Raw genomic sequence first — 22831 nt, forward strand, 5'->3', positions numbered from 1 at the left:
GATGAACAAACTAACAGTTTATTTAGTAAGGCATGGAGAAACTTCCTTTAACGCCGAAGGAAATAAGTATTGCGGTAGAACAGATGTAGCCTTGAATGAAGTAGGGAAAAAGCAGGCCGAGAATTTATGCTCGTATTTTAAGGATACCCATATTGATGTTGCTTTTAGTTCACCTTTGAAAAGGGCTAATTCTACAGCAAAAATTTTACTGCCAAATCAAGAAATATTCGTAGATAACAGACTAGTGGAGTTGGATTTTGGCAAATGGGAGGGAAAAACCAGAGAGGAATTTGTAATAGAGTCTCCGGAATTATGGGATAAGTGGAACTCTGATCCCTCCAATAATAGGGCAGGAGGGACCGGGGAAACTGCCAACGAAGCAGTAATGAGAATCAATGATTTCTTCAATGAGATTGAGGGGCAGTACCAACAAAAGAATATTTTAATGGTTGCCCACAATACAATCAACAGGTTTTTTCTTTGTAGCCAACTTGGGATGCCTTTTAGAAACTATCGTAAAATCTTTCAGGAAAATTGTGCCATCACCAAATTTGAAATAGACCAAAAAGAAGGTTTTATTCTTAAAAAATTAAACTGTAGGTCTTTTTAACAGGCTTAAGTATTCAATTGAAATTTAAAAGCACAACGTAAAGGGACTAAATGAGATGACGCATTCCCGATCCAGAGTTTTAACTCCTGAACATCACAAAAAATATACTTATGAAAATAATATACTACATCTCGGTTTTTTTAGTGATTTCAATCCAAGAAGTCTTATCACAAAGTATATATGTTCTTGAAATAGAATCACCAGAGGAATTGCACGAATTTTTCAACCCAGACCCGACCAATATTCCTGTTATTAGTGGACATAGAGGAGGAATAGTTGCTGGTTTTCCTGAAAACAGCATTGAAGCAATGGAAAATACCATTAAAAGGACTCATGCAATGTTTGAACTTGACCCAAGGATTACAAAAGACAGTGTCATTGTTTTGATGCATGATGAAACCCTTGATAGAACTACGAATTTCTCCGGAAAATTAATTGATTTTAATTTCTCTCAACTGAATAATTGCTATTTGGCAGATAAATATGGTGAGCAGACTTTATTTAAAATCCCAACACTTAAAGAAGTTATTGAATGGTCTAAAGGTAAAACCATCATTAATCTGGATAAGAAAAATGTACCTTTTAAAATGATTGCGGATTTAGTTATTGAACTGGATGCTACCAGCCATGTGATGTTGACAGTACACCATCCGGATGAGGCGAAATATTATCTTAGCAGGGATAAGCGGTTTATGTTTTCAGCTTTCATAAGGAATTTGAAGGAATTTAATAAATATGACCAAGCAGAAATTCCATGGGATCAAATGATTGCTTATGTTGGCCCCCTTTCAAAACCAGAAAACAAAGAGTTATACTCGAAACTACATCAAAAGAATGTTATGGTGATGGTTTCAGCAGCTTCATCTTATGATAAAGGGGAAAACAAAATTGACCGCTTTAATAATTATTGCAAGGTTTTCCAAGACGGAGCTGATATCCTTGAATCAGATTTACCCATTGATGTAGCTAAAGCAATCAATATTGTGGAAAACAAAGGTGCAAAAAACGCAAAATTTTTTTCTGAGATTAAACAATAAGCTTTTACTATCTGAATATAATGATTTGTTTTTTCCTACTAATGCCTCCCAAGTTATACCTGTCCCTGCTCACGTTTTTGATGTGATGACTTGGATTTTTCAAGGGGCTTAAACAGGAAGGGTTTTCTGAGTAGGATTTATTCCGTTCCCCCTTGCACTCAGAGCATGGACATGCAGACAGATGGTTCATCATTAGCCATCAAAAGCTCCAGCGCAAGGAGTGGAAAGTCTGCAACATCATTATGGTTACTTCCGAAAATCTTGGATTTGTTCTCCGTCTGCTGGATGGGGAGCAGATACAACAATGTCATGGTTCAGAAAAAGAATATGTCCTGATCAGCCTACATATCTGTAATGCATTTTTTACTGTTACACTCCAGTTTACAGATGATCTTGAAGCCTTTGAAGATGAAGAAAAAGAAGGTAATCTCATTTTAGAAAGGGAAGTACTTCTAGGTCTTTTGGAAACTATTGAGTTTAGCTCAAAAAGGAAAGGAGGTAGCCATGAATGAATATGTCATCAAACTTCAAAAGGTAAGTGATAATAAAATTATATGGCAGAAAGACCTGACTCTACCATTTCCAACTGTCTTTCTTTCTATTGCTGAATTTAGCCCCATTGAAAGGATGCAATGTTGAAAAAATGCTGCTTTGCCAAGGGTGCGTAAACCTGTCAGGAAAAACAGGGCATTCCAGAGGAAACCTTCCCGGTTTTTCCTGACAGCCCTTGTCCACAGCTTTACATTTTTTCCATTCTGCACCATTCAATGTTTAACCTAAATTCAGCAGCAATGAAAAAATTTGAAAAGAAATTCATCGGAAAAGGTACCAAAGTCAAAAGCCTTGAAATCATCCGCCTTACTATTTCTGAAGAAGCACTTAAAGAAGCTTTGGAAAATGAACTATCAGACTATAAAGGCAATAAGTATCTCGTAATAGAAGTAGCGTCACTTAAAGAAACCGACAAATATGGAAGGAGTCATACGGTTTATATCAATAAGAAATTAAAGGAGTAAACCTCGATTTCAAAATTAATTTAGCAATACCGCTATTTAAGCGGTATTGCTATTTTTCAATATTGTTCAGGGATTTTGTCTCAATGAAGGTTGGTTGTTTTCATAAAAATCAGTCCTCAGATTGACTAAAAGCCAAGGCTTTCAGCTCTTGTTGAGCTCTGGAGATTCCATAACGATTGGCAAGGTCACGCCATTTCTTTATGGAGGTTTTGACTGTATTTATTATTTGCTCAGCCTCCCTAGTATTCAATCTAAAGAACTCGTGAACCTCCATGGCCAGTCCAAGATCCAAGGAGTTATCATTTTCTGAAATATTGAGCTTCAGCCCTCTTCCGGTTTCTACAGGATTAATATCATATGCGGGGGAAAGAATCCACCCTTCAGGGGTCAGTAAGAAACCATGGTTTCTTAAGTGGTCATCCGTATTCGATACACATATGCTGAAAACGATTCTTCTCCAAAGTTCCCTGAGATCATCATTAACACGGGCACCATGTCTAATTATAAATTCAACAAGCTCCAGATAACTTACGCCTTCTCCAGCATCCTGTCCGTCATTATACCCAAGTTGTGTCATTGCCGATGAAAAATGAATGCGTTCCCCATTATTGGTTCGATCAAATCTTTTTGTTAAAAACGTGTGCCGATCACTGGAAAATTTTTGGGCTTGTGATTCCGCCATATTTATTCCGGCAGCTACTGCCATTTCGTAGGTTACCATTTCCCAGGCTCCTGTATCATCATTGTCATTTTTGCTGGGAAATTTTGCAATCCACAAATTTCCTTTGTGATCGGTTACACCGGCTTTTGGTCGCGCTCCTCCTAGAGAAGAGCCTGGAGCAACTAACATGTTTAACCAATTCAAATATTCAGGATCATCTACAACATTATCTTCCTCTAATCTCAAACTGATCTGTTCAAGTTCTCTTATAGAAGTCCATGGAGGACTTGCCAATCTCTCATTATTGCTTAGGAAAGGCCCCTTCCGATCTGTTTTAAATCTGAGTCCTCCCATTCTATGGCCATCATAAACTCCTAGCAGAAAGTCTGTTTCAAACAGCTTGTTCTCTTTTCTCGCATTTAGCCTGGCTTCCGCAGCCTCCCTTCTTCGCATCAAAATTCTTCCCCATCTATCGGGGGATGAGTCCAGAAACATCCCAAAATTGGGTTTGTCATCACTGGCCAAATATTGGGGACCATCATAATATTGTAGGTCAGGGTCAAGAATTAATGCAAAACCAGATTCCAACCATGTTTTATCATATTTAAAAGAAAACACCTCTTTACCTCTTAATTGCTCTGATATAAGAGTCCCCATTAACATTGGGTTACCGACTTGTTGCCAACCTGCATATACATGTATTTCTCTTGTTGCCACAGCTACTATTTTTTAGGTGCCCTTTCTTTTGTAATCAATCCTGCGTCTTGTAGCTTTCTTCCCAGCTCGTCATCTTTAGCCAATTTCAGGATATCCTTTTCAAGTCCCAAGACCTTGAGCACATTTAAATAATAGCCAATACTAACACTTGGTGAACCTTTTTCTATGCTATAAATTGTCCTCCTGCTTATGCCAGTCCTTTCTGCGAGCTGATCGGCACTTAACTTCCTACGAAGACGGGCAAGCCTGATTTGCTCACCTACTTGATCCATGAGTAAAGTTAATTTTGGTAATAATAATGGTTTGCTATTTCCCATAACTTGCAATTAAAGTGACAAATATACTATTATTTGAGAATTTAATTGCCAGTTATGAATAAATATTTAGGGATAATTATTGTATCGTCCTTCTCTTGTCCAAATATAACAGGCTCTTAAAATAACATTCCAGATTAACTTCTAGCTACCTCAGGATATTTTGAAGATATGAAAATTATAGAGCCCTTAGAAGAATAATGATCACTATACTCCTTCAATTTAAAAACTCCCAAATCCAATCATTGGCAAGGGCTTTCCAGTTTTTAACTGGCTTGCCTGTTTTGGTTTTCCAACCGATTTTTTCAAAGTGGGAGTAGAATTTCAAAGCTCTAGACGCAGTTAATCCTTTTTGGCAAAAGTATATTTTCACAAAGTGGAGATCAGGAGGGACACCCACTCCATAACCTTTCGATATTTGGTGTTTATATCCCATAGGTAAGCAATACGTTTGATCTATTTGAAATTTTTGTTTAAGCTGTTTACTGAATTTCCTTTTAGTATATCCTCTATTTCTCTTTGATCGTAATAAAGGACACCACCAATTTTCGTATAGGGTATGGTACCGTTTATTCTCAAGTTCTGTAAGGTCCCCGGTGAAATGCCCAACAGCTTCCTGACTTCATTTGATTTCAGCCATTTTTTTGTCAATTGTTTGTTTCCACTAATAGCTTTTATCAAATCCTTCAGGTCTTCCAATAAATCATTTTTGAACCTGGTGAGGTCTTCGGGAGTAATTATTTCAGCAGCCATATAATTGAGTTTTAAATGAGGTTCAATATATGTGGCCAAACTTTCACTAAATCACACTTTTTACCTGAGATGTGGAGTTTTTCTTACCCATTAGTAGGCTTTTTCTCAGACTTGGTTTTCAGGTTAAGGACTTCCTTCAGGATTTTCATGTCCTGGCTTACTTTCTGTTCCACCACTCTGGCATAAATTTGAGTAGTGGCTATCTTATTGTGGCCAAGCATTTTGCTTACCGTTTCAATAGGGACACCGTTAAGCAGTGTTATTGTCGTTGCAAAAGTATGTCTTGCCAAATGGAAAGTCAGGTTTTTTTTGATGCCGCAGACATCTGCAATCTCTTTAAGGTAACTGTTAAGTTTTTGGTTGCTGATGGACGGTAAGAGGCTGCCCTTTTCTATTGACCTTGGACTGTTTCGGTATTTTTCAATAATCTCATATGCTTTTGGCAGAACTGGAATCTTAACAGGAGTGTCAGTTTTCTGCCTACTGGTGGATATCCAGAATTCCCCATCCAATCCTTGCGAAAGATTCTCAGGGGTTAGATTCATAATGTCAATATATGCTAATCCGGTATAACAACTGAATACAAAAATATCTCTCACATAGCTTAATCTTTCCATTGAAAATCGCTTTTGCTCCATGACTTTGAGTTCATTTTCATCCAAATAACCTCGGTCAACTTTCTTGAATTTCAGTTTGAATCTTCTGAAAGGGTCTTTGTTAAGCCATTCCATTTTGACTGCAAAAGCAATCATTTTTTTAAGTCGCTCCAAATGTTTCATGGCGCCGTTGTTTGTAAGTCTTCTTTGGTGATCTGTAGGAACATGATTGAGTAGATACACCTCGAAGTCAATTATAAATTTGTACCTAAGTTCTGAAAGGTAAATTTCAGACCTCTTAAAGTTGCTTTCTATAAATTTGAGAATATACTTCTGTGTTGTATGATAGTTTTTCATTGTACCCCATGCAAGTTTATCTTTGAACTTTTCATTATGGTACTCCATTAATTTCTTGAGAGAATATTCCTTATCATCTATTCCCAAAAACATATCTTTTATCGCGTCAGCGGTTACCAACTTCTTTTGAATTTTTAATTTTTGGTAATTTTCTACCATTTGGGCCTTTATTGATTCTAAGTAATGGTTTAGGGATTTAATTTCTTCTCTTGTCCCTTTTGCCATACCTTTTTGATTGTTCCAATCATTCACATTGATCCATCTTTTTAGGGAAATCTCTTTCCTGTCCCCGTCAACTGTAATCCTGACAAAGATGGGGGCTTTATTGTTTTTAGCTTTGTTTAAACGCATAATGAACTGAATACCAAAGGTGTTTGTCGATCTCATAGCAATTTCATTTATAGGTTTTTAAATCATTTTATTCTAATTACCTTAAAATAGGTCACCAGAAAGCCCTAAAACTGAACCAAAATGAATCAAAACGAACCAAATTTTAATACATCTAATTAATTGGTATTCAATACGTTAAATGCTTTCTGGTGACCTAAATGTAGGTATAAAAAAAGGTCACCGTTTAGTTCTCATTTTTCTTGAAATTCTATGCTTTTCATTGATATGCAAAAAAAACGTAAAAGCCTGTAAATCATACGATTTACAGGCTTTTGATGGGGTTTGAAAACCCATTTTGTCGGGGTGACAGGATTTGAACCTGCGACCACACGCCCCCCAGACGTGTACGCTACCGGACTGCGCCACACCCCGTTTGATGCCCGAAATTAACAAGCCACTCCCAATTTTCAAAAATTCCTTTCTCTTTTGATTTTACTTGCCTGCATTTGTCTGGTTTTCAGACTGATTTTTCTTTTTTTGAAAAGAAGGTGAAATATTAAGAGAGCTGAGGTAACAATCTAGTAGTTGCCGGATATGCTATCGAACGACGGAAAATGGGCAACCACCGTCAGTTTGGGGTGAACACAACTTTTGGGAAACCTTTACTTCAGCCGCAGCTATTTTTTGCGGCATTTTTTATTGCTTTGATTTTAATCCTGATTTTCTTTCCTCGTAGACTTCCCCGGGAATCACAGCAGACGCCTTATTCCCAAAACTGTTTCTGATAAATGTCAAAATCTCTGCTATTTCTTCATCACTGAGGTGACTGTATGCAGGCATTTCCTGATGATAGCGCTCTCCATTTACAGTGATTGGTTCAGAGAGTCCATACAACATGACTCTGATCAATTTTCCTTTGTCTCCTATGACCCATTCCGTTTCTTCCAAAGGAGGGATCAGCCCTGCTGCTCCTTTGCCATAGGGGCCATGACAGGTCAGGCAATGCTGGGTGTAGAGTATTCCACCATTTTCCAATCCATCTGGTACTTCAAAATTCCAGTTTTCATCCTTTAGTGGTATCACCTCAGTTTCTCTTTCCAAAACAGGGAGGGAGGGATCGATCTGAGAGGGATCTGAGATTTTTCGGATTCTTAAAATGCGGTCCGGGCCATCTGGTAGGTTATCGTACATCCATGGCTGAAATCTAGGGTGCCAATCTCTATTACTTGTACCGAAAAAGATATCCCCATTTTTCGCCAGGGCTATATCCCGCAGTCTTCCAAAATGTTTTTGTAAGAATATTCCTTCATCTTTGATTTCTTTGCCATCCGCACTTAAATGTAAAACACGTAAAGATTGTCCTTTCAGGCTAACTAGTAGTAGGGTGTTTTCCCATTCAGGAATCATATTTTCTCCTAAATAGGCCATGCCAGCTGTAGCTATTGTAGGCGTCCAGGCAAAAAGAGGGTCAATGGTTTGATGCTTCGCTGCAAATATTTTTTCCTTTTCAGAATCTGCAAATCCATGAACATCTGGCCAACCATAGTTTCCGCCTTTGATCAGGAGATTAACTTCATCGTCATTCAAGGGGCCATGGTCAGAACCATATAGTTGCTGATTTGGGCCAAAAACAAGACCCTGGCTATTTCTGAGACCCATTGCCCAAACAGGGTTATTGGGATAAGGATTCTCAGGAGGAATACTTCCGTCTTGATTCAAACGCAGTATTTTCCCTCCTAAAAAATCTTTATTTTGAGTTAAATCTGTTTTGCCTACATCACCCAAAGAAAAGTAAAGTTTCTTATCCGGACCGATAAGCAATCTTGAACCATTGTGAAATGTTGCACCGGGAAGGCTATCCATGAGAATTTGTGGGTTTTTCAGTGAGTTACCTGAAATCTGATACTTAACAAGGCGGGAGTTGACTTCCTCTTCCATGCCTTCTTTGGGTACGGCAAAGGTATAATGGAGAAATGCGGATTTACTTTTGGGATCTATGGTCATGCCCAAGAGTCCATAGGATTTTTTGGAAAGTACGTCTGGCAATTCCAGCATCAGGACCTTTTCTTGAGTTTGTAGGTCTAACCGGTAGATTTTGCCACTTAGTTCAGTAAACCAAAGTTTGCCTTCTTCTGCCGTTTCAATGTCCCAAGGCACTTCCAAACCTCCTACAATTTCTGAAATTTCCAAAAGGGAATCATCCAGCTTCAGGTAGGCAAGGGCGGGAGTTTCGACTTCCTTTTCTTGGGGAAGGCTGCATGAAAGGCAACAGATCACTGAAATTATGGGCAGAAGTCTATTCATCACCCAAAGCCCATTTGATTCCGGCAAATAAATGCTTCCGGAAAAATACATTTTCATAATGTGCTGCTTCATGTCCCAAAGCAGTATAAAAAACCCTGGAATTGCCGAAGTGATGATACCAGGCAATAGGAGTGTAATTTCCAAAAACAGTCCCTGGATAAGTTGATTTTTCCGGATCCTCAATAGTCCTTAAATCAGCAGCTAATAAGATATTGATGGCCGGGTTGAGCTGATCAAAATAATAACATTCATCTTCCCAAGTCCAAACATCTTCCATAAAAGAAGTAGAAGGGTGTGAATGATCGATTACCTTGATTTCAAATTCCTGAAACTGGGGATGACTTTTGAATTTACCCCCTTGCATTTCCCAAAACCAAGGCCAATCCCGCTCTGACCCTGTACTGATATGTATACCGGTAAAAGCTCCTCCATTTTCAATAAAAGAGCGAAATGCATTTCTTTGTTCCGATGTATAAAAAGCCTCATTATTGGTGTTGTTGAAAATGATCAGGGAAATTTTTTCCAGATTCTCCTTATTAAAAAAGTCAGGTTCATCACTGAAAAGGATTTCATATCCATTTTCCTTTCCAAATGCTGCCAATGCCTTATTGCTGGCTTCAATATTGTCATGGACATAACCCTTTCCGTTGTGGGTATAAACCAGAACCCTCTGTGCCTGAAGGGTACTAACGCTTATCAGGAATGATAGAAAATAAATAGGAAACTTCATGAATAGAAAATTAAACTAAATCCTGAAGCTCCCCAAATATTTATTGATCAACGGTATGGTTAGTCGCTTTCCGTTATTTTAAAGTTTCTTTAGTTAGGTAGCTTTGACTTTTCAAAAAAGGCAAGATTTCCTTGATGGTCTCTACCTGATGAAAGTGATCATGTGTGATATGATGATCAATTTTTTCGTGTTCCCAGGTAATATGATAAGGGACGTACACGGCGTTTCCTCCAATTTGTAATACCGGCAAAATATCAGATTTCAGGGAGTTGCCTACCATCATAAATTCCTCAGGTGCACAATCCAAATGATTGATCAATTTTTGGAAATCCTCCTTGTTTTTATTGCTCATGATTTCTATGTGGTGAAAATACTTGGCAAGACCTGATTTAAGGAGTTTCCTCTCTTGGTCCAGCAAGTCGCCTTTGGTAGCCATCACCAGCCTGTAGTCTCCATTCAATGATTTCAGTGTGGATTCCACATCTTCCAAAAGTTCCACAGGTTTTCCAAGTATTTCCCGGCCTATCGCCAATGCACCTTCTACAAGCTTGAGATCCCCCTTGTTGTTGGTGATATTCATGATGGCTTCTATCATACTTAGGGTAAATCCTTTTACACCGTATCCATACAATGGAAGGTTGTTTACTTCAGTTTTATACAATTCTTGATAGGCATCTTCATAGGGTAAGTAGGCTTTCAAAAGTTCACAAAAACGCTCTTCTGCTTCTCTGAAATAAGGTTCATTCACCCAAAGCGTGTCATCAGCATCAAAAGCTATGGTTTTAATTTTTTTATTTGTTTATAATTGTCTTTTCAGTGGCCTTATAGAGTCTCGCAACTGTAGTCATCCCAGTGTGGGTCGCTTCCCTGTCCGGTATGCAGGCTCGTTTTCATCTGTTTGTATTTGATTTTGTATTCATCAGTCAAGGTGGTTTGTTTGAAGAAGCTTATGGTTTACTCTTGAGGTGTATGAATGGTTCAATTTTGGCTCAAAAATGAATTAATCTAAGTTCGGAAACAAGAGATTTTGACCTATAACCGGCTCTATCAAATATCCTTGGATAGCATCTCTGTTTTCAATCAGTATATCCCAAGGTTCCATCCTAGGCTCATCAGAAAGGTCAAAAGTACCATAGTGCATGGGGATAAAAAACCTTCCCCCCAGTGTATTGAATGCTTCAATGGCATAGGTTGGGCTGATATGTGCTTGATGCATAAACCACTCCGGTCGGAATGCTCCCACACCCATCAAACAATAATCCGGGGAACCAAGGGTGTTTTTAATATCTTCGAAGTGTGGCCCTTTTCCTGAATCCCCCATAAAATAGATGGACTTCTCTTCGGTTTGGATATAAAAGCCTCCCCAGAGGCTTTTGTTGTCATCCCATAGCCACCGTCTCGACCAATGTCTGGAAGGCACGAAAGTGATTTTGATGTCAGCATCTGGTTTGGTGTATTGTTGAAACCAACCTGCCTCTTCTATCTCCTGAGGGTTCGTCCAGGAAGTGATCACTTTTGACACTCCCAGGGCTGTAAGGATCTTTGCCTGGGGATGGTGCTCTGCCAGGAACTTCAGACTTGCTTTGTCACAATGATCCCTGTGGTTATGGGAGAGTAAAATATAATCCAAATGGGGCATTTCTTCGATTGGAAATGGTAGCGGACTATCTCTTTTGAGGAAGGTATTGTCCATCAAAATGGGGTCTGTCAAAAAAGTCTTTCCTTGTACTCTAAAAAGATATGTGGCATGACCCAACCATATCAAGTAATCCTCTTTTCCCTGAATTATGCTTGGATCGAAATTTACTGCCAGTTGCCTCGTTTCATTTTCTTTGGCTTCTTTGTATGGGTTTTTACTGGTCTGCCATTTAAGTAAATCCCCAAAGCTCGATTCAAATGGGTGAAATAAATTTACAAACCTGCCATTCTCATCCAAAGGGGTTCCTTTCCAGTCAAGGCTGGGGTTGACAGTTTTAAGTTCATGATTCTCTGTGTATTTTTTTTCTACTTTCTTTTTTGTATCAGCCATTATCCAAATCAAAAGGGGCAAAGTGAAAGCCAATAAGAAGGTGTATTTCAATTTCATCAGTCTTTTCTTTCTGTTTTAGTCTACAAGGAGTATCAGACTTTTGAAAGCAAGTATTGTCTGAGGTTTAACAATGGCTTCAGCCTTAATTAGAATCTAATTAACCCTAGAAATGGAAGAAGAGTTTATCAAGCACTTAAAAGGGTTTGAATTGCCTCAGAGGGAGTTTGGATTTCTTTTGCTTTTTCTTCGAGAATTTCCCTTTTCAATTCCAGTTCAAGTTCGTAGATCAGGCCGTTTACAAAAACCCATTCCATGCCCAATTCTGCATAAAAGTTTGCTGTTTTTCTTTTACCTGTTAATGTAATACCATAAGCTCTAAAAACTGATATTGCCTTTTTTAACTCTGCGATGTTTTTCATAGAAAAAGATAGATTGATTCAGACACATGACGACGGTTTTCCTTAAATTGTTGTGAATCCTAGTTTATATTAAGATTTATTAAGAAAGTCAGGAAAATCAGAAAGTTTCAGTGTGTGCCAAATCTTAAATAGGGCTTGCTTAAAGCAATCAATATTTGAGGGGACTGGAAGGTAAGGAAAAGTAAATGATGGAGCCTTTCTCTATCTGAGATTCAATCCAGATTTTCCCTCCCATTATTTCTACAAATTCTTTACATAAAATTAAGCCTAATCCACTGCTCGGCTCGCCCTCGGTACCGGGTCTTCCTGTCATTTTATCAAGTTGAAATAGTTGCTTGAGGTATTTGATATCCATACCGATGCCATTGTCTTTGACCATCACGATTATATCTTCGCCGCGGGAACCTGCAGAAATCAAGACTTTGCCATGAGGACGTGTGAATTTCAGTGCATTGGTGATTAAATTCCTAAGGACTGTATTGAGCATATCCTGATCAGCAAATACCTGGATTTCCACTTCAATGTCTGAATTCAGCTTGATTTTCTTTTGTTGGGCCATTTCTTGGAACAACTCCAGATTTTTGGAGACGAGGTCATTGAGATGTATGATTTCAGGATTAAAGTTGAGCCGCTTGGTCTGTGACAAGGACCACTGCATCAAGTTGCTCAAAAGTTCTAGGGCTTTTTTGGATGAGTTTTCTATCAATGAGGCTATTTTTTCTACTTCATCATAGTTTTTCTTTTTCACTTCTTCAATTAATATTTTACTTATACCGATTACATTGGCATAAGGCCCCCTCAGGTCATGAGCGATGATGGAGAAGAATTTGTCTTTCTCTGCGTTGATTTGTTCGAGTTCCTGGTTTTGTTGCAGGATCATCTCACTCTTACTATTCAGCTCTTGGAGTAGAAGTTTGTTTTTTTTGTTTCTTCTATTGAGCAGATAGATGAAAAAACTGAAACTGAGGATAATCAGAAAAGTAGAAATCCAAACAATCCAAAGCTGATTTCTTCTGTTTCGCAGGTCAATTTCGTTTTGGCCGAGCTGGTATTCGTATTCCTGAGTTCTGAGTTTGACCTCTAGTTCATCGGATGTGAAAACCTTTAGATTTTCTATCACTTCCAGCAAACTTATGTAAGCCATTTCAAAATTTCCCTGAGCAGCCTGAGCTTGATGAAGCATGTTATTACCCATGTATTCATAGGATTTGATATTTAGCTTTTTGGATTCTTCAATGGCCATTTTAGCATAATTTTCTGCAACCATGGGTTGATCTAGATAACTTGGTAAATGGAGCATCGAAAGATTGTACAAAACCAAAGGAAGGTCTTCCCTCAGGTCGAATAGCTCAATGACGTCAAGGATTTCTTCAAACTTTCCCACAGCTTGATCAAACTGGCCGATATAGGTGAAAAATGCAGCATGGAGGATCTCTGTAGAAATTACCAGGTCAAACCGGTCTTTTTTCAGAGCCATTTCGTTCGCCAAGTCTATGTATTTCATTAAAGAATCCTTCAAAACTTTCCATTTAGGATCATTTTCAAAAAGTAGGTAAGTCTCAGTATCTGGAGATTGAAACTCGCTTTTGATGCCCAGCCCTTCCCTTTCAAGAAATATTTCTTCAAAAATGACAGCGGCCATTCTGTTGTAAATCCTAGAAAGCATGACAGAGTCTTTTTTCACAAGAAAATAGTCCAGAGATTCCTGTAAATATTCCATGGATAAATCATAATTCCTTGCTGCCCTATATGTTTCTCCCAAAGAACGCTTTACAGTATAAATACCATCTTGGTCATTGATGCCTTGGTAGATAAGTATCGCTTCATTTAGTTTTTCTGAGGCTTTTAGGTGATCACCATAAGAGTTATAAGCCATGCCTATTTTCTCTAAAGCAATTGCTTTAGCAATGGGATTGTTTAGCGAATCAGATAAGGCTAAAGCCCTATCGCCAAGGGAAATGGTAATCGCTACATCCGTATTTTTATCCAAAAATTCAAATATTTTGTCTAATCTGGCCTGCCTGTCCGTGTTTGAGTTAATGAGGTGATTAAGGCTGTCTAATTTGGGGTCTGATTGAGCAAAAGCAAATATGCATGTCATCCATAATGACAAGAGAGCAAAAAAATAGCATTTCGCTTTTTTGCGGGATGGTTTAAATCCTCCTCTAAGCATGTTTTAAATTTTCATACCCAATCAAATATTTGCTTGAGTTTCTTGGATTCAAGATAGAGATTCTAAATTAAGAAATGCATGGGTATGGGAGTATTTTTTAATCCTTTTGGAAGGGACTGGAGTTAGATTCCTTGAGTTTATAATTTCTCATTTCTTTAAAATTACGCGTATCAATTATCCATTGTATTCCATCTTGGATAAATAGTTTTCAATTATGTTTATATTGAGACATTGAATTTATTTGAGAGAGCACCTGGGAAAATTCAAGTTGTTTTTTCCCCCTATTTAATTTTCTAAATTATCATTTTAACAAAAAATTAACCCTATTCATAAAAACCTAAAAACCTAAAAAACCATGAGAACCAGAAGAGAATTTATTCAACACCTGACAGTAGGAGCAGGTATTTTGCCTTTTGCTATGAGCACTGATGCTTTTGGAATGTCTTCACCCTCAGTTTACATTCCACAAGTTCAGGACGGTCCAGTGCTTAAAGTAGCCTTGATGGGACTTGGAAGCTATGCCGACCGTGTTGCCAAGGCCATGCAGGATTGCAAAAGGGCAAAAATCACAGGCTTAATTTCAGGTACACCATCCAAGCTCCAATCTTGGGGCGAAACATACAATGTGCCTGATGGAAGCAGGTATAACTACGAAAACTTTGATGCAATCAAAGATAATTCAGAGATAGATGCGGTTTATATCATTACTCCAAATGCCCTACACCATGAGCAGTGTCTTCGTGTAGCTGCTGCGGGGAAACACGTGATTTGTGAAAAACCCATGTCCATCAATGCCAAAGAAGGCAAAGAAATGGTAGATGCCTGTGCCAAAGCAGGAGTGAAATTGCTGATAGGTTACAGAATGCACTTCGAAGCCAATACTTTGAATGTGGTCAATATGCGAAAAAATGGTGACTTGGGAGATGTGAAGTTTTTTCAGGGACTCAGCGGATTTAAAATCGGTGATCCCACCCAATGGCGCCTTGACAAAGACTTAGCTGGAGGTGGAGCTATGATGGATATTGGAATTTATGCCATCAATGGCGCTAGATATATGGTAGGAGAGGAGCCTATCTGGGTGACTGCTCAAGAAGTCAAAACTGACCCCGTGAAATTCAAAGAAGGAGTGGACGAAACCATTACATTTCAGTTAGGATTTCCTAGTGGGGCCATTGCGTCCTGCCTGTCTACCTACAGCATGAATTACCTAGACAAGTTTTTTCTAAACGGAGATAAGGGTTTTGCAGAGATGCAACCTTCTACGGGATATGGCCCCATCAAAGCCTGGTCCCATAAAGGAGACATTACCTTGCCTCATGTTACCCATCAAACGACACAAATGGATCAAATGGCAGCAATCATCCATGATGACAGCAAACCACAAATCCCGGTTGATGGTGAAGAGGGCTTGAAGGATATGAAAATCATAGACGCCATCATGTTAGCTGTAAAATCAGGACAAAAAGTAAAGCTAGATCTTGCCTAACAATAATATAAAGTTTTAGAATATTGGTCTGGGTAGCAACTCAGACCAATTTTTTGATATGCTTTCAAGTCAAGGGGTTATTTCTGTCTTTACTTTCTATTTCATTGGCCTTGCTGACAATTTCTCTGATGATATTATCCAATTCAATGGCCGAATTGAGCACATGATCCAAAAACTCATGCTTTTCCTCATCGCTTAGGTTATTGTGTTTGATCAGGTCAATCAGGCCCATCATCCTCGCAAGTGGAGCCCTGACTATGTGCGACTGAATCCATGCGATTTCCTGTAGTCTCTGATTCTGTTCTTCAATTGCCTTCAGGTAGGTGATTTTCAGAGTAATGTCATTGGCTACAATCAATCTTGCTTTCCTACTTTCAAAGTCAATGATATTGGAATGTATTTCTACCGAGATGGGACTTCCATCTTTTTTAATGTGTTCATAGATACCCATGAAAACACTTTTGTGTTCTTTGTTCCCGGTCTTGGCAAGCGTTTCTTTGATTTGATTGGTTTCCTCAGGTCTTCGGATTTGAAAAATATCCATCTTTAAAAATTCCTCTTTGGAATAGCCATAAGTTTTTTCTGTAGCCTTATTGACCTTCAAGAACATGAAAGTTTCCTCATCGAAAACCCACATGGGCTGGGGACTAAGCTCAAATAGTTCTGCGTAACGTTTTTCAGATAAATGGATCCGCTTGAGGTTTTTGTGTCTTTCAATGTTATAAGTGATTGCTTTGTGTATAGTTGTCGGGTTGAGCTCGTCTTTCAACAAATAGTCAGAAACACCCAAAGCCAGACTTTTTAAAGCAAAATTTGCATCTGTATATCCTGTCAGAACGATGACGGGAATATCTCCTGCCATTTTTAGGATATCCTCAATCAGATTCTCTCCTTCCCGGTCAGGCAAGCTGAGGTCCAAGAGAAGGACATCCCAATCAGTTCGATTATCTTTAAATAGATTTTTGACTTCTTTAAAGCTTTGGCAATGCTTGATGTTTGGATCAAGTATCATTTCTTGCAGATAATCTTCTACAAGTAAAAAATCTCCCAGATTGTCTTCAATTACAAGGATTTGATACTTAAAAACATCTTTTTTCATTTTTTTTAAGCTTTTGGAAGGCTTGCTGTTTGAAGCCAGAAATCTTCTACGCTAGCCATTGCTTCCTGAAATTGGTCAACCTCTACGGGTTTGGTAATAAAGCTATTGGCATAGTTCCGATAGGATGTCATGATATCTTTTTTGGAAGAGGATGTGGTCAGCATCAAGATGGGGATATGTTTATATTTATCATCTGATTTTAATGTTTGAAGCACTTCATTTCCACTTCTTTTGGGTAAGTTGATGTCAAGCAGTATCAGATCCGGCTCTTCAGCGTCCTTGAACTGATTGTTTTTATATACAAAGTCCAAAGCTTCCTGACCATCCCTAGCAATGCTTAATTTACTGTAAATTTTTCTTTCATCCATTGCTTCTTTCGTAAGCAGGATGTCTCCCTCATTATCTTCAACCAGTAGGATATGTATTGGCCTTTTCATAAGTGTGTTAGCTTTTTTTACATTGATTTTGGTAAAGTAAAGTAGAAGGTGGACCCCAGTCCTGGCATGCTCTCCAGCCACACTTTACCTCCCAGATTGTCTACTATTTTTTTGACAATGGCCAAGCCCATACCTGTGCCTGAAAATTGATTATTGTGGTGCAGACGTTGAAATATAACAAATATTTTCTCAAAAAAATCAGACTCTATCCCTATTCCATTGTCTTGTATGGCTATTTCCCAACAATTATTTCTATCTACACACTTTACATTGATTTCAGGAGGAGTGTCGTTTTTCCTGTATTTCAGCCCATTACCAATGAGGTTTTGGAAGAGTTGTAGAATAGGTGTCTTGTATCCTTTTATTTTGGGAAGATCATGGGTTTTTATTTGTGCTTTTGACTCTTCAATGGTTTGTCTGTACAGCTGGCATACTTCTTCCACAATTTCATTTAAATCAATCTCGCTGAGTTCATCCTCATGTTTACCCACTCTTGAAAAATCCAGTAGGTCCAAAATGATGCTGCGCATTCTTCTGGCGCCATCGACTGCATAATGAATGTATTGTTTCCCTTTCTCATCCAGGATTCCTTCGTACCTTTTTTCGAGTTGGGTGAGGAAACTGGAAACCATTCTCAGCGGTTCCTGAAGGTCATGTGAAGCCACGTAGGCAAATTGCTCCAATTCTGAATTAGAAAGAGCCAGTTCTTTTGCATGATTTTCCAGCTGTTCGTTCAGTTGTACAAGAGAGTTTTCAAAATCCTTTCTTTGGGTGATATCCTGAATGGCACCAATTACCCGGAGGGCTTTGTTTTTTTTATCTCTGATGATCAAAGCTTTGTTGGAGACGAAAATATACTTGCCATCAGCTTTTAAAAACCTGTGCTCATAGCGCCAATTGGTCTGATCGCTTTTAAGGGCCTTTTCTGCACTTTTTAAGAGGTCATTGATTTCCGAGGGATGCAGTCTATGTTTTACTTGTTGCACTTGATTCATGTCTGCCAAATCTTCAATTTCTCCGAAAAGAGAAGCGAAATTTTCACCCCATAGTACTGCACCTGTCTTAACATCCCAATCCCAAATCACATCAGAGGTAGCTTGTGTGGCCAGCTTGAAGCGCTGATTGCTTTCCTGGATTTTCTTTTCAATCTTTTTTCTTTCAGTCACATCCTGCACTGTACCATACATTCTAATGACTTTGCCTTGCCTGTTTTTTTCACAATAGCCATATTCTTCCAAAATTCTTCTTTCTCCTGATGGAGTAATAATACCATATTCAATGTGGAATGGCTTTCCTTTTTCTTTGGCCTCTTGCCCAGTGGAGATATACATTTCTTTGTCTTCGGGTACTACCATGTGGAGAAAAGAGGTGAGCTTTTTGTCAAGCTTGTCTTTATCCACTCCATAGACATTGTAAAGGGCATCAGTCCAAGTCAAATCATCATTTTCAAAGTCATAATTCCAGCTGCCCATTTTGGCCAATTTTTGGGCATCAGCCATCAGTGCTTCCGAGGCTCTCACTTTTTCCTCAGCTTTTTTGATCTCTCGGGCATCCTTGGCTACACAAAACATCATTTGTATGTCATCCTCCCACCTGGCAGACCAGATAAAAGGGATTGATTCTCCATTTTTTCTTCTATACCTGTTCTCAAAATTAGTAAAGGCATTTCCTTTCATGATCATTTCAGCAGCTTCTTCGGTTTTGGTAATGTCTTCTTCTACCACAAAATTCATAAAGGCTTTGCCTTCCAGCTCCTCAGGTGAATATCCCAAAAGCAACTCACAAGCTTTACTTACTTTGATGAAATTACCCTGTGAATCAATGGTACAGATCATATCCATGGAGGAGTCCAGGATCTTTTTTAATTCTGCCTCACTTTTTTTAAGGGCTTCTTTAATCTTGATTTGTGGACTTATATCAATGTCAAAAAGAAAGAATTCTTTTTCCCCGACCGAGGTTTCGATAATAGTAATGTTGGATAAAACCGGTGTAATCTCTCCATTTTTGTGGATATAGTTGAATTCTTCTGCGGGTTGTGATTTTTTTGTCTTGATGAGCCGCCCCATGGCCTCCTCGAAAACCTGTCTCTTTTCCTTTGGAATAATGATGTCGAAAATATTTTTACCCAATACCTCTTCTTCAGAAAATCCATACAGCTTTTCACTGGCCTTGTTCCAAAACTTGATTTTCCCATCTTTATCAAAACCCTTAGCTGAGAGGTTATTGACGTTGTCAAATAAATTTTTGAAATCCTGCTCCCTTTTCTCTAAGGCTAGCTGGGAAAGCTTTTCTGTCGTGATGTCAAGTACTATGGTATTCCAGATTACAGAATCATCGTCCAGTTTCGAAGGTTTTCCGAATCCTCTATGCCATCTTAGCCCCAGTTTGGGATGCATAACCCTCCATTCAAAATTCCAGTTTGACAGAGATTTTGCGGAGGCCTGAATACTTTCTGATAAGCCTGTGGCATCTTCCTCTAAGACTTTTGACCAGATTTTGGAAGTATCATCCATAGCGGCCTGGGCTTCGAGTCCCCACAACTTTCTGGATCCCTCATTTAAGAAAAGAACCTTGTCCTTACCTTCAGGGTTGAGCTTATATTGAAAAATGGCTAAAGGGAGGTTTTCAGTAACTGCGTCTAGCTGTGTTTGTTGTTTTTTGAGTTCTGTGATGTTGAGCAGGGAAAGAGAAATGCCCCTAACTTTGCCTTCGGAAAACAATACAGGTGTGTAACTTGCTTTGAACCAATTATTTATGCCGTTTTTGTCTAAAAATATTTTTTCTGCCTGAAATTTTTCTCCCTTTAATGTTTGCTTAAAATTACTTATAAATTCCTCGACTTTTCCAGAAGGGAAATAGTCCACGATGGATTCTCCTGATTGGATTTGCTTTCCACTCAACTCTTCAAAAATCAGTTTTGCCTGATCATTGAACCTAATGATTCTGTAAGAGGGATCTACCAGGACAAATGCCTGCAGGTCATTGTTAAGCAGAGCAATGTTATTGGCCTCTGCTTCCTGTAGGTTCTTTTCTTTTTTCTCCAGCTCTTCGTAGGTAGACTTCAGCTCTGCATAAGTGATTTGGATTTCTTCATTGGTACTTTGAAGTTCTTCATTGCTGGTTTCCAATTCCTCATTGCTTGATTGCAGTTCTTCATTGGTACTCTGAAGCTCCTCATTGAGAGATTGTAATTCCTCGTTGCTGGTTTCAATTTCCTCTATGTAGGTCTGTAAATGTTCTTTGGTCGCTGCCAGTTCATTTTCCAACTCTTCGATTCTCTGATTGATGATGTCATCTTCCTTGACAGCCTGTCCTTTTGCCAAAAAGCCTTCTATATCCAGTTTTTCAAAAGTAACCAAATAGAGCTCTTCCATGGTGTTGGAAGAAATCAAAGGCTTGACATGCAGCCTAACATAATACGGCTGATCAAATAGGGTGAATTTTTTGATCGGACTCCTGACGACAATTCTGTCATTGATGGCTTTGTTGAGTACTGCCCTCAATTCAATCTGCAATTCTGGATTGATCATTTTGATCAGGTTGACCTGAATATTGCCTGAGCTCAGCCCCATAAATAACCTGACATCACCACCTACCTCCTGTATGTCAAAGCTCTCGTTGACGACCACATAGGGGTGTTCATAAGTCTTATACAAGGTCTCCTTGACCATTTCTGAAATGCTCAGTTCCTTGTTTTCTTTTTTGGGTTTTGCAGCAGGAAAGTTTTGGGATTGGGCTTTGAATGCAGAGAATTTGATGGTGTGGAGGTTTCCTCCTCTTTTTCTCCGGTAGATTTTATTTTTAGGGTCAATGCTGGTAAATAGATCATTGAATTGGCCCACAGTTTCTGATTTTCCTAAAAAGAGGTTACCGTCCTGATTCAGAGCATAATGAAAAATAGGGATTACTTGTTGCTGAAGGGCAGCATTGAAATAAATGAGGAGGTTTCTACAGGAGATCAGGTCCAGCTTGAGAAAGGGAGGGTTTTTGATCAGGTCATGCCGGGAAAACAAAACCAAAGACTGAAGGGATTTGATGATTTCGTATCCTTCTCCATTTCTGACAAAATACCTTTCGAGTATGTCCTCTGGGAGATTTTCCACCGTCTCTGCCGGATAAATTCCTTTTCTGGCAAAAGTGACAGCCCTATTATCTATGTCCGTGGCGAAAATTTGGATTTTATATTGATTCAGTCTGTTTTTGAGAATCTTTTGGAGTAAGATCGCTATAGAATAAGCTTCCTCTCCAGTAGAGCAGCCTGGTACCCAAATTCTGATGGCATCCTGTGGAGACTTTCCGGAAATTATTTTTTCCAAATGGGCTTCTAAGGCTTGAAAAGCATCTTTATCTCTAAAAAATTTGGTGACTCCTATCAGAATCATTTTAAACATTTCTTCAGCTTCTCTGGGATGAGTTTCCAAGACTTTGATATACTCATCCAGATTTTTGACCTGGAGATGATTCATTCTTTTCTCCAATCTCCTTCCGATCGTGGCTGACTTATAATTGGAGAAGTCAGTACCGGTATTCTTTCCGAGAATACCCATGATTTTGCCTATTGCAGTTAAGCTGTCCTGGTCAGGAGCTTTTTTCACAGAAAGAGAATCATTGAAGTAATCCAGAATCTCTTCGCCGATCCGTATAGGTGAAAGTACGGCATCGACCATTCCTGTTTCTATTGCTGCCAATGGCATCCCGTCATATTTGGCAGTGGCGGGTTCTTGGGCGATGATATATGCTCCTGAATTCTTTAGGCTTTTAACACCCGCTGCGCCATCGGATCCTGTTCCGGAAAGTATTATGCCCACTATATGATTGCACTCTACTTCAGCAAGTGACCTGAACAGCACATCTACGGATGGTTTTGGTCCATAAGAAAACTCCGGTTTCTGGAGCTGCATGCCAGTCTGGGTGAGCGTGATTTCGCTGTCAGGTGGGGTAATGTAAACCGTGAATGGTTGAGGGATTTTGCCATGCTCTGCTTCAGTCACAGAAAGTGAAGTGCCTTTACTGAGTAACTGAACCAACATACTTTTATGCGTGGGGCTAAGGTGCTGCGCAATGATGATGGCAGTATTTTCTAAAGGTGGTAAATGCGATAAAAATTCCTGAAGTGCTTCCAAACCTCCTGCTGATGCTCCAATTGCAATGATATTCAGTTTTCTAAAGTTTTTTAAAATAGGCTTGATCTCAGGTGGGTTCATGGTGAATGAGAAGTCTCATGATTTAGTATTGGGCAACTATAAAAGCTTCCTCGGCTTTATTTTATCCCAAATTAGCAATTCTTTTAAGAAATGAAATGATTGCCAAATATTATTACTTTGGTAAGGTGAAATAAAAAGTACTCCCCTTATTTTCCTCTGATTCAACCCATATTTTTCCTTTATTGTTTTGTAGTATTTTTTGAACAATGGATAATCCCAAGCCTGTTCCGGAGTACTCACTTTTATTGTGGAGCCTCTGGAAAAGTGCAAAAATCTTTTCATGAAAATCTGGGTGAATACCTATTCCATTATCCGAAACAGAAAATTGATAGGAGGATTCACTTTCAGTACAAGCAACATGAATCAGAGGAGGAGTATCTGTTTTGGAATATTTGAGGGCATTTCCGATTAAGTTTTGAAATATCTGAGCCATGGAAATCTTATACATGAATATTGTTGGTAAGCTGATATATTCAATTTTTGCTGATTTGGCATCTATTTCTGTTTGGTGATACTTTAATACTTCAGGTAAAAGCTCATTTAAATCAATCATTTCTTT

Annotated in this window: 20 protein-coding genes and 1 tRNA gene; 5 read left to right on the plus strand and 16 right to left on the minus strand. The window is 38.8% G+C overall.

The window, feature by feature from the left end:
- The first annotated feature begins 1 nt into the window (after position 1).
- The 3 genes from A33Q_RS14815 (at position 2) to A33Q_RS14825 (ending at position 2159) form a co-directional block, all read left to right on the plus strand.
- Positions 2-610, plus strand: a complete 609-nt coding sequence (locus A33Q_RS14815; RefSeq protein ID WP_009035313.1) for a histidine phosphatase family protein — start codon at positions 2-4, stop codon at positions 608-610.
- Positions 611-720: 110 nt separating this feature from the next.
- Positions 721-1647, plus strand: a complete 927-nt coding sequence (locus A33Q_RS14820) for a glycerophosphodiester phosphodiesterase family protein (RefSeq protein WP_009035312.1) — start codon at positions 721-723, stop codon at positions 1645-1647.
- Between the two features lie 152 nt (positions 1648-1799).
- Positions 1800-2159 (plus strand): hypothetical protein, encoded by a 360-nt coding sequence (locus A33Q_RS14825; RefSeq protein WP_040490524.1) that lies wholly within the window; start codon positions 1800-1802, stop codon positions 2157-2159.
- Between the two features lie 61 nt (positions 2160-2220).
- Here A33Q_RS14825 and A33Q_RS14830 read toward each other — a convergent pair whose 3' ends face one another.
- The gene (locus A33Q_RS14830) at positions 2221-2415 is read right to left on the minus strand and encodes a hypothetical protein (protein ID WP_009035310.1); all 195 of its coding nucleotides are present in this window, start codon (positions 2413-2415) and stop codon (positions 2221-2223) included.
- A gap of 23 nt (positions 2416-2438) precedes the next feature.
- On the opposite strand from A33Q_RS14830, the gene A33Q_RS14835 reads away from it, so the two are divergent.
- Positions 2439-2663: a hypothetical protein gene (locus A33Q_RS14835; protein ID WP_009035309.1), complete on the plus strand. Its 225-nt coding sequence runs from the start codon at positions 2439-2441 to the stop codon at positions 2661-2663.
- 109 nt (positions 2664-2772) lie between these two features.
- Here A33Q_RS14835 and A33Q_RS14840 read toward each other — a convergent pair whose 3' ends face one another.
- The 11 genes from A33Q_RS14840 to A33Q_RS21600 form a co-directional block, all read right to left on the minus strand.
- A complete protein-coding gene (locus tag A33Q_RS14840; protein WP_235062807.1) occupies positions 2773-4041 on the minus strand; it encodes a type II toxin-antitoxin system HipA family toxin in 1269 nt (422 codons plus the stop codon).
- Positions 4042-4046: 5 nt separating this feature from the next.
- Complete coding sequence (locus A33Q_RS14845) at positions 4047-4313, minus strand: helix-turn-helix domain-containing protein (protein WP_009035307.1); 267 nt, start codon at positions 4311-4313, stop codon at positions 4047-4049.
- Between the two features lie 498 nt (positions 4314-4811).
- Complete coding sequence (locus A33Q_RS14855) at positions 4812-5108, minus strand: helix-turn-helix domain-containing protein (protein ID WP_009035305.1); 297 nt, start codon at positions 5106-5108, stop codon at positions 4812-4814.
- 83 nt (positions 5109-5191) lie between these two features.
- On the minus strand, positions 5192-6448 hold the full coding sequence (locus A33Q_RS14860; RefSeq protein ID WP_009035304.1) for a site-specific integrase: 1257 nt from the start codon (positions 6446-6448) through the stop codon (positions 5192-5194).
- A gap of 301 nt (positions 6449-6749) precedes the next feature.
- A tRNA-Pro gene (locus A33Q_RS14865) sits at positions 6750-6823 on the minus strand.
- 264 nt (positions 6824-7087) lie between these two features.
- Complete coding sequence (locus A33Q_RS14870; protein WP_235062808.1) at positions 7088-8752, minus strand: PQQ-dependent sugar dehydrogenase; 1665 nt, start codon at positions 8750-8752, stop codon at positions 7088-7090.
- On the minus strand, positions 8688-9425 hold the full coding sequence (locus tag A33Q_RS14875) for a ThuA domain-containing protein (RefSeq protein WP_009035302.1): 738 nt from the start codon (positions 9423-9425) through the stop codon (positions 8688-8690). The genes A33Q_RS14870 and A33Q_RS14875 overlap by 65 nt, the downstream gene beginning before the upstream one ends.
- Before the next feature lie 73 nt (positions 9426-9498).
- Positions 9499-10212, minus strand: coding sequence for an HAD family hydrolase (locus tag A33Q_RS14880; protein WP_040490527.1), 714 nt, complete (start codon positions 10210-10212; stop codon positions 9499-9501).
- 213 nt (positions 10213-10425) lie between these two features.
- The gene (locus tag A33Q_RS14885; protein WP_009035300.1) at positions 10426-11511 is read right to left on the minus strand and encodes an MBL fold metallo-hydrolase; all 1086 of its coding nucleotides are present in this window, start codon (positions 11509-11511) and stop codon (positions 10426-10428) included.
- A gap of 128 nt (positions 11512-11639) precedes the next feature.
- Complete coding sequence (locus A33Q_RS14890) at positions 11640-11873, minus strand: hypothetical protein (RefSeq protein WP_009035299.1); 234 nt, start codon at positions 11871-11873, stop codon at positions 11640-11642.
- A 148-nt stretch (positions 11874-12021) separates the two neighbouring features.
- Entirely contained in the window at positions 12022-13863 is a 1842-nt protein-coding gene (locus A33Q_RS21600; protein WP_016255337.1) for an ATP-binding protein, read from the minus strand.
- Positions 13864-14401: 538 nt separating this feature from the next.
- Here A33Q_RS21600 and A33Q_RS14900 point away from each other — a divergent pair.
- Entirely contained in the window at positions 14402-15532 is a 1131-nt protein-coding gene (locus tag A33Q_RS14900; protein ID WP_009035297.1) for a Gfo/Idh/MocA family protein, read from the plus strand.
- Between the two features lie 64 nt (positions 15533-15596).
- On the opposite strand, the gene A33Q_RS14905 is transcribed toward A33Q_RS14900, so the two are convergent.
- From A33Q_RS14905 to A33Q_RS21610, 4 genes are all read right to left on the minus strand, one after another.
- Positions 15597-16631: a PAS domain S-box protein gene (locus A33Q_RS14905; protein WP_009035296.1), complete on the minus strand. Its 1035-nt coding sequence runs from the start codon at positions 16629-16631 to the stop codon at positions 15597-15599.
- Positions 16632-16636: 5 nt separating this feature from the next.
- Positions 16637-17068, minus strand: coding sequence for a response regulator (locus A33Q_RS14910; RefSeq protein WP_009035295.1), 432 nt, complete (start codon positions 17066-17068; stop codon positions 16637-16639).
- A 17-nt stretch (positions 17069-17085) separates the two neighbouring features.
- Entirely contained in the window at positions 17086-22272 is a 5187-nt protein-coding gene (locus A33Q_RS21605) for a PAS domain S-box protein (RefSeq protein WP_009035294.1), read from the minus strand.
- A gap of 112 nt (positions 22273-22384) precedes the next feature.
- A complete protein-coding gene (locus tag A33Q_RS21610; RefSeq protein WP_009035293.1) occupies positions 22385-22825 on the minus strand; it encodes a sensor histidine kinase in 441 nt (146 codons plus the stop codon).
- Between the last annotated feature and the right edge of the window lie 6 nt (positions 22826-22831).

It is taken from the genome of Indibacter alkaliphilus LW1, assembly GCF_000295935.2.
Lineage (GTDB): Bacteria > Bacteroidota > Bacteroidia > Cytophagales > Cyclobacteriaceae > Indibacter > Indibacter alkaliphilus.

Coding starts and splice junctions, on each gene's coding strand:
- A33Q_RS14815 (WP_009035313.1), top strand. CDS start 2: ATGAACAAACTAACAGTTTATTTAGTAAGGCATGGAGAAACTTCCTTT.
- A33Q_RS14820 (WP_009035312.1), top strand. CDS start 721: ATGAAAATAATATACTACATCTCGGTTTTTTTAGTGATTTCAATCCAA.
- A33Q_RS14835 (WP_009035309.1), top strand. CDS start 2,439: ATGAAAAAATTTGAAAAGAAATTCATCGGAAAAGGTACCAAAGTCAAA.
- A33Q_RS14845 (WP_009035307.1), bottom strand. CDS start 4,313: ATGGATCAAGTAGGTGAGCAAATCAGGCTTGCCCGTCTTCGTAGGAAG.
- A33Q_RS14855 (WP_009035305.1), bottom strand. CDS start 5,108: ATGGCTGCTGAAATAATTACTCCCGAAGACCTCACCAGGTTCAAAAAT.
- A33Q_RS14860 (WP_009035304.1), bottom strand. CDS start 6,448: ATGAGATCGACAAACACCTTTGGTATTCAGTTCATTATGCGTTTAAAC.
- A33Q_RS14870 (WP_235062808.1), bottom strand. CDS start 8,752: ATGAAAATGTATTTTTCCGGAAGCATTTATTTGCCGGAATCAAATGGG.
- A33Q_RS14875 (WP_009035302.1), bottom strand. CDS start 9,425: ATGAAGTTTCCTATTTATTTTCTATCATTCCTGATAAGCGTTAGTACC.
- A33Q_RS14885 (WP_009035300.1), bottom strand. CDS start 11,511: ATGAAATTGAAATACACCTTCTTATTGGCTTTCACTTTGCCCCTTTTG.
- A33Q_RS14890 (WP_009035299.1), bottom strand. CDS start 11,873: ATGAAAAACATCGCAGAGTTAAAAAAGGCAATATCAGTTTTTAGAGCT.
- A33Q_RS14900 (WP_009035297.1), top strand. CDS start 14,402: ATGAGAACCAGAAGAGAATTTATTCAACACCTGACAGTAGGAGCAGGT.
- A33Q_RS14905 (WP_009035296.1), bottom strand. CDS start 16,631: ATGAAAAAAGATGTTTTTAAGTATCAAATCCTTGTAATTGAAGACAAT.
- A33Q_RS14910 (WP_009035295.1), bottom strand. CDS start 17,068: ATGAAAAGGCCAATACATATCCTACTGGTTGAAGATAATGAGGGAGAC.
- A33Q_RS21605 (WP_009035294.1), bottom strand. CDS start 22,272: ATGAACCCACCTGAGATCAAGCCTATTTTAAAAAACTTTAGAAAACTG.
- A33Q_RS21610 (WP_009035293.1), bottom strand. CDS start 22,825: ATGATTGATTTAAATGAGCTTTTACCTGAAGTATTAAAGTATCACCAA.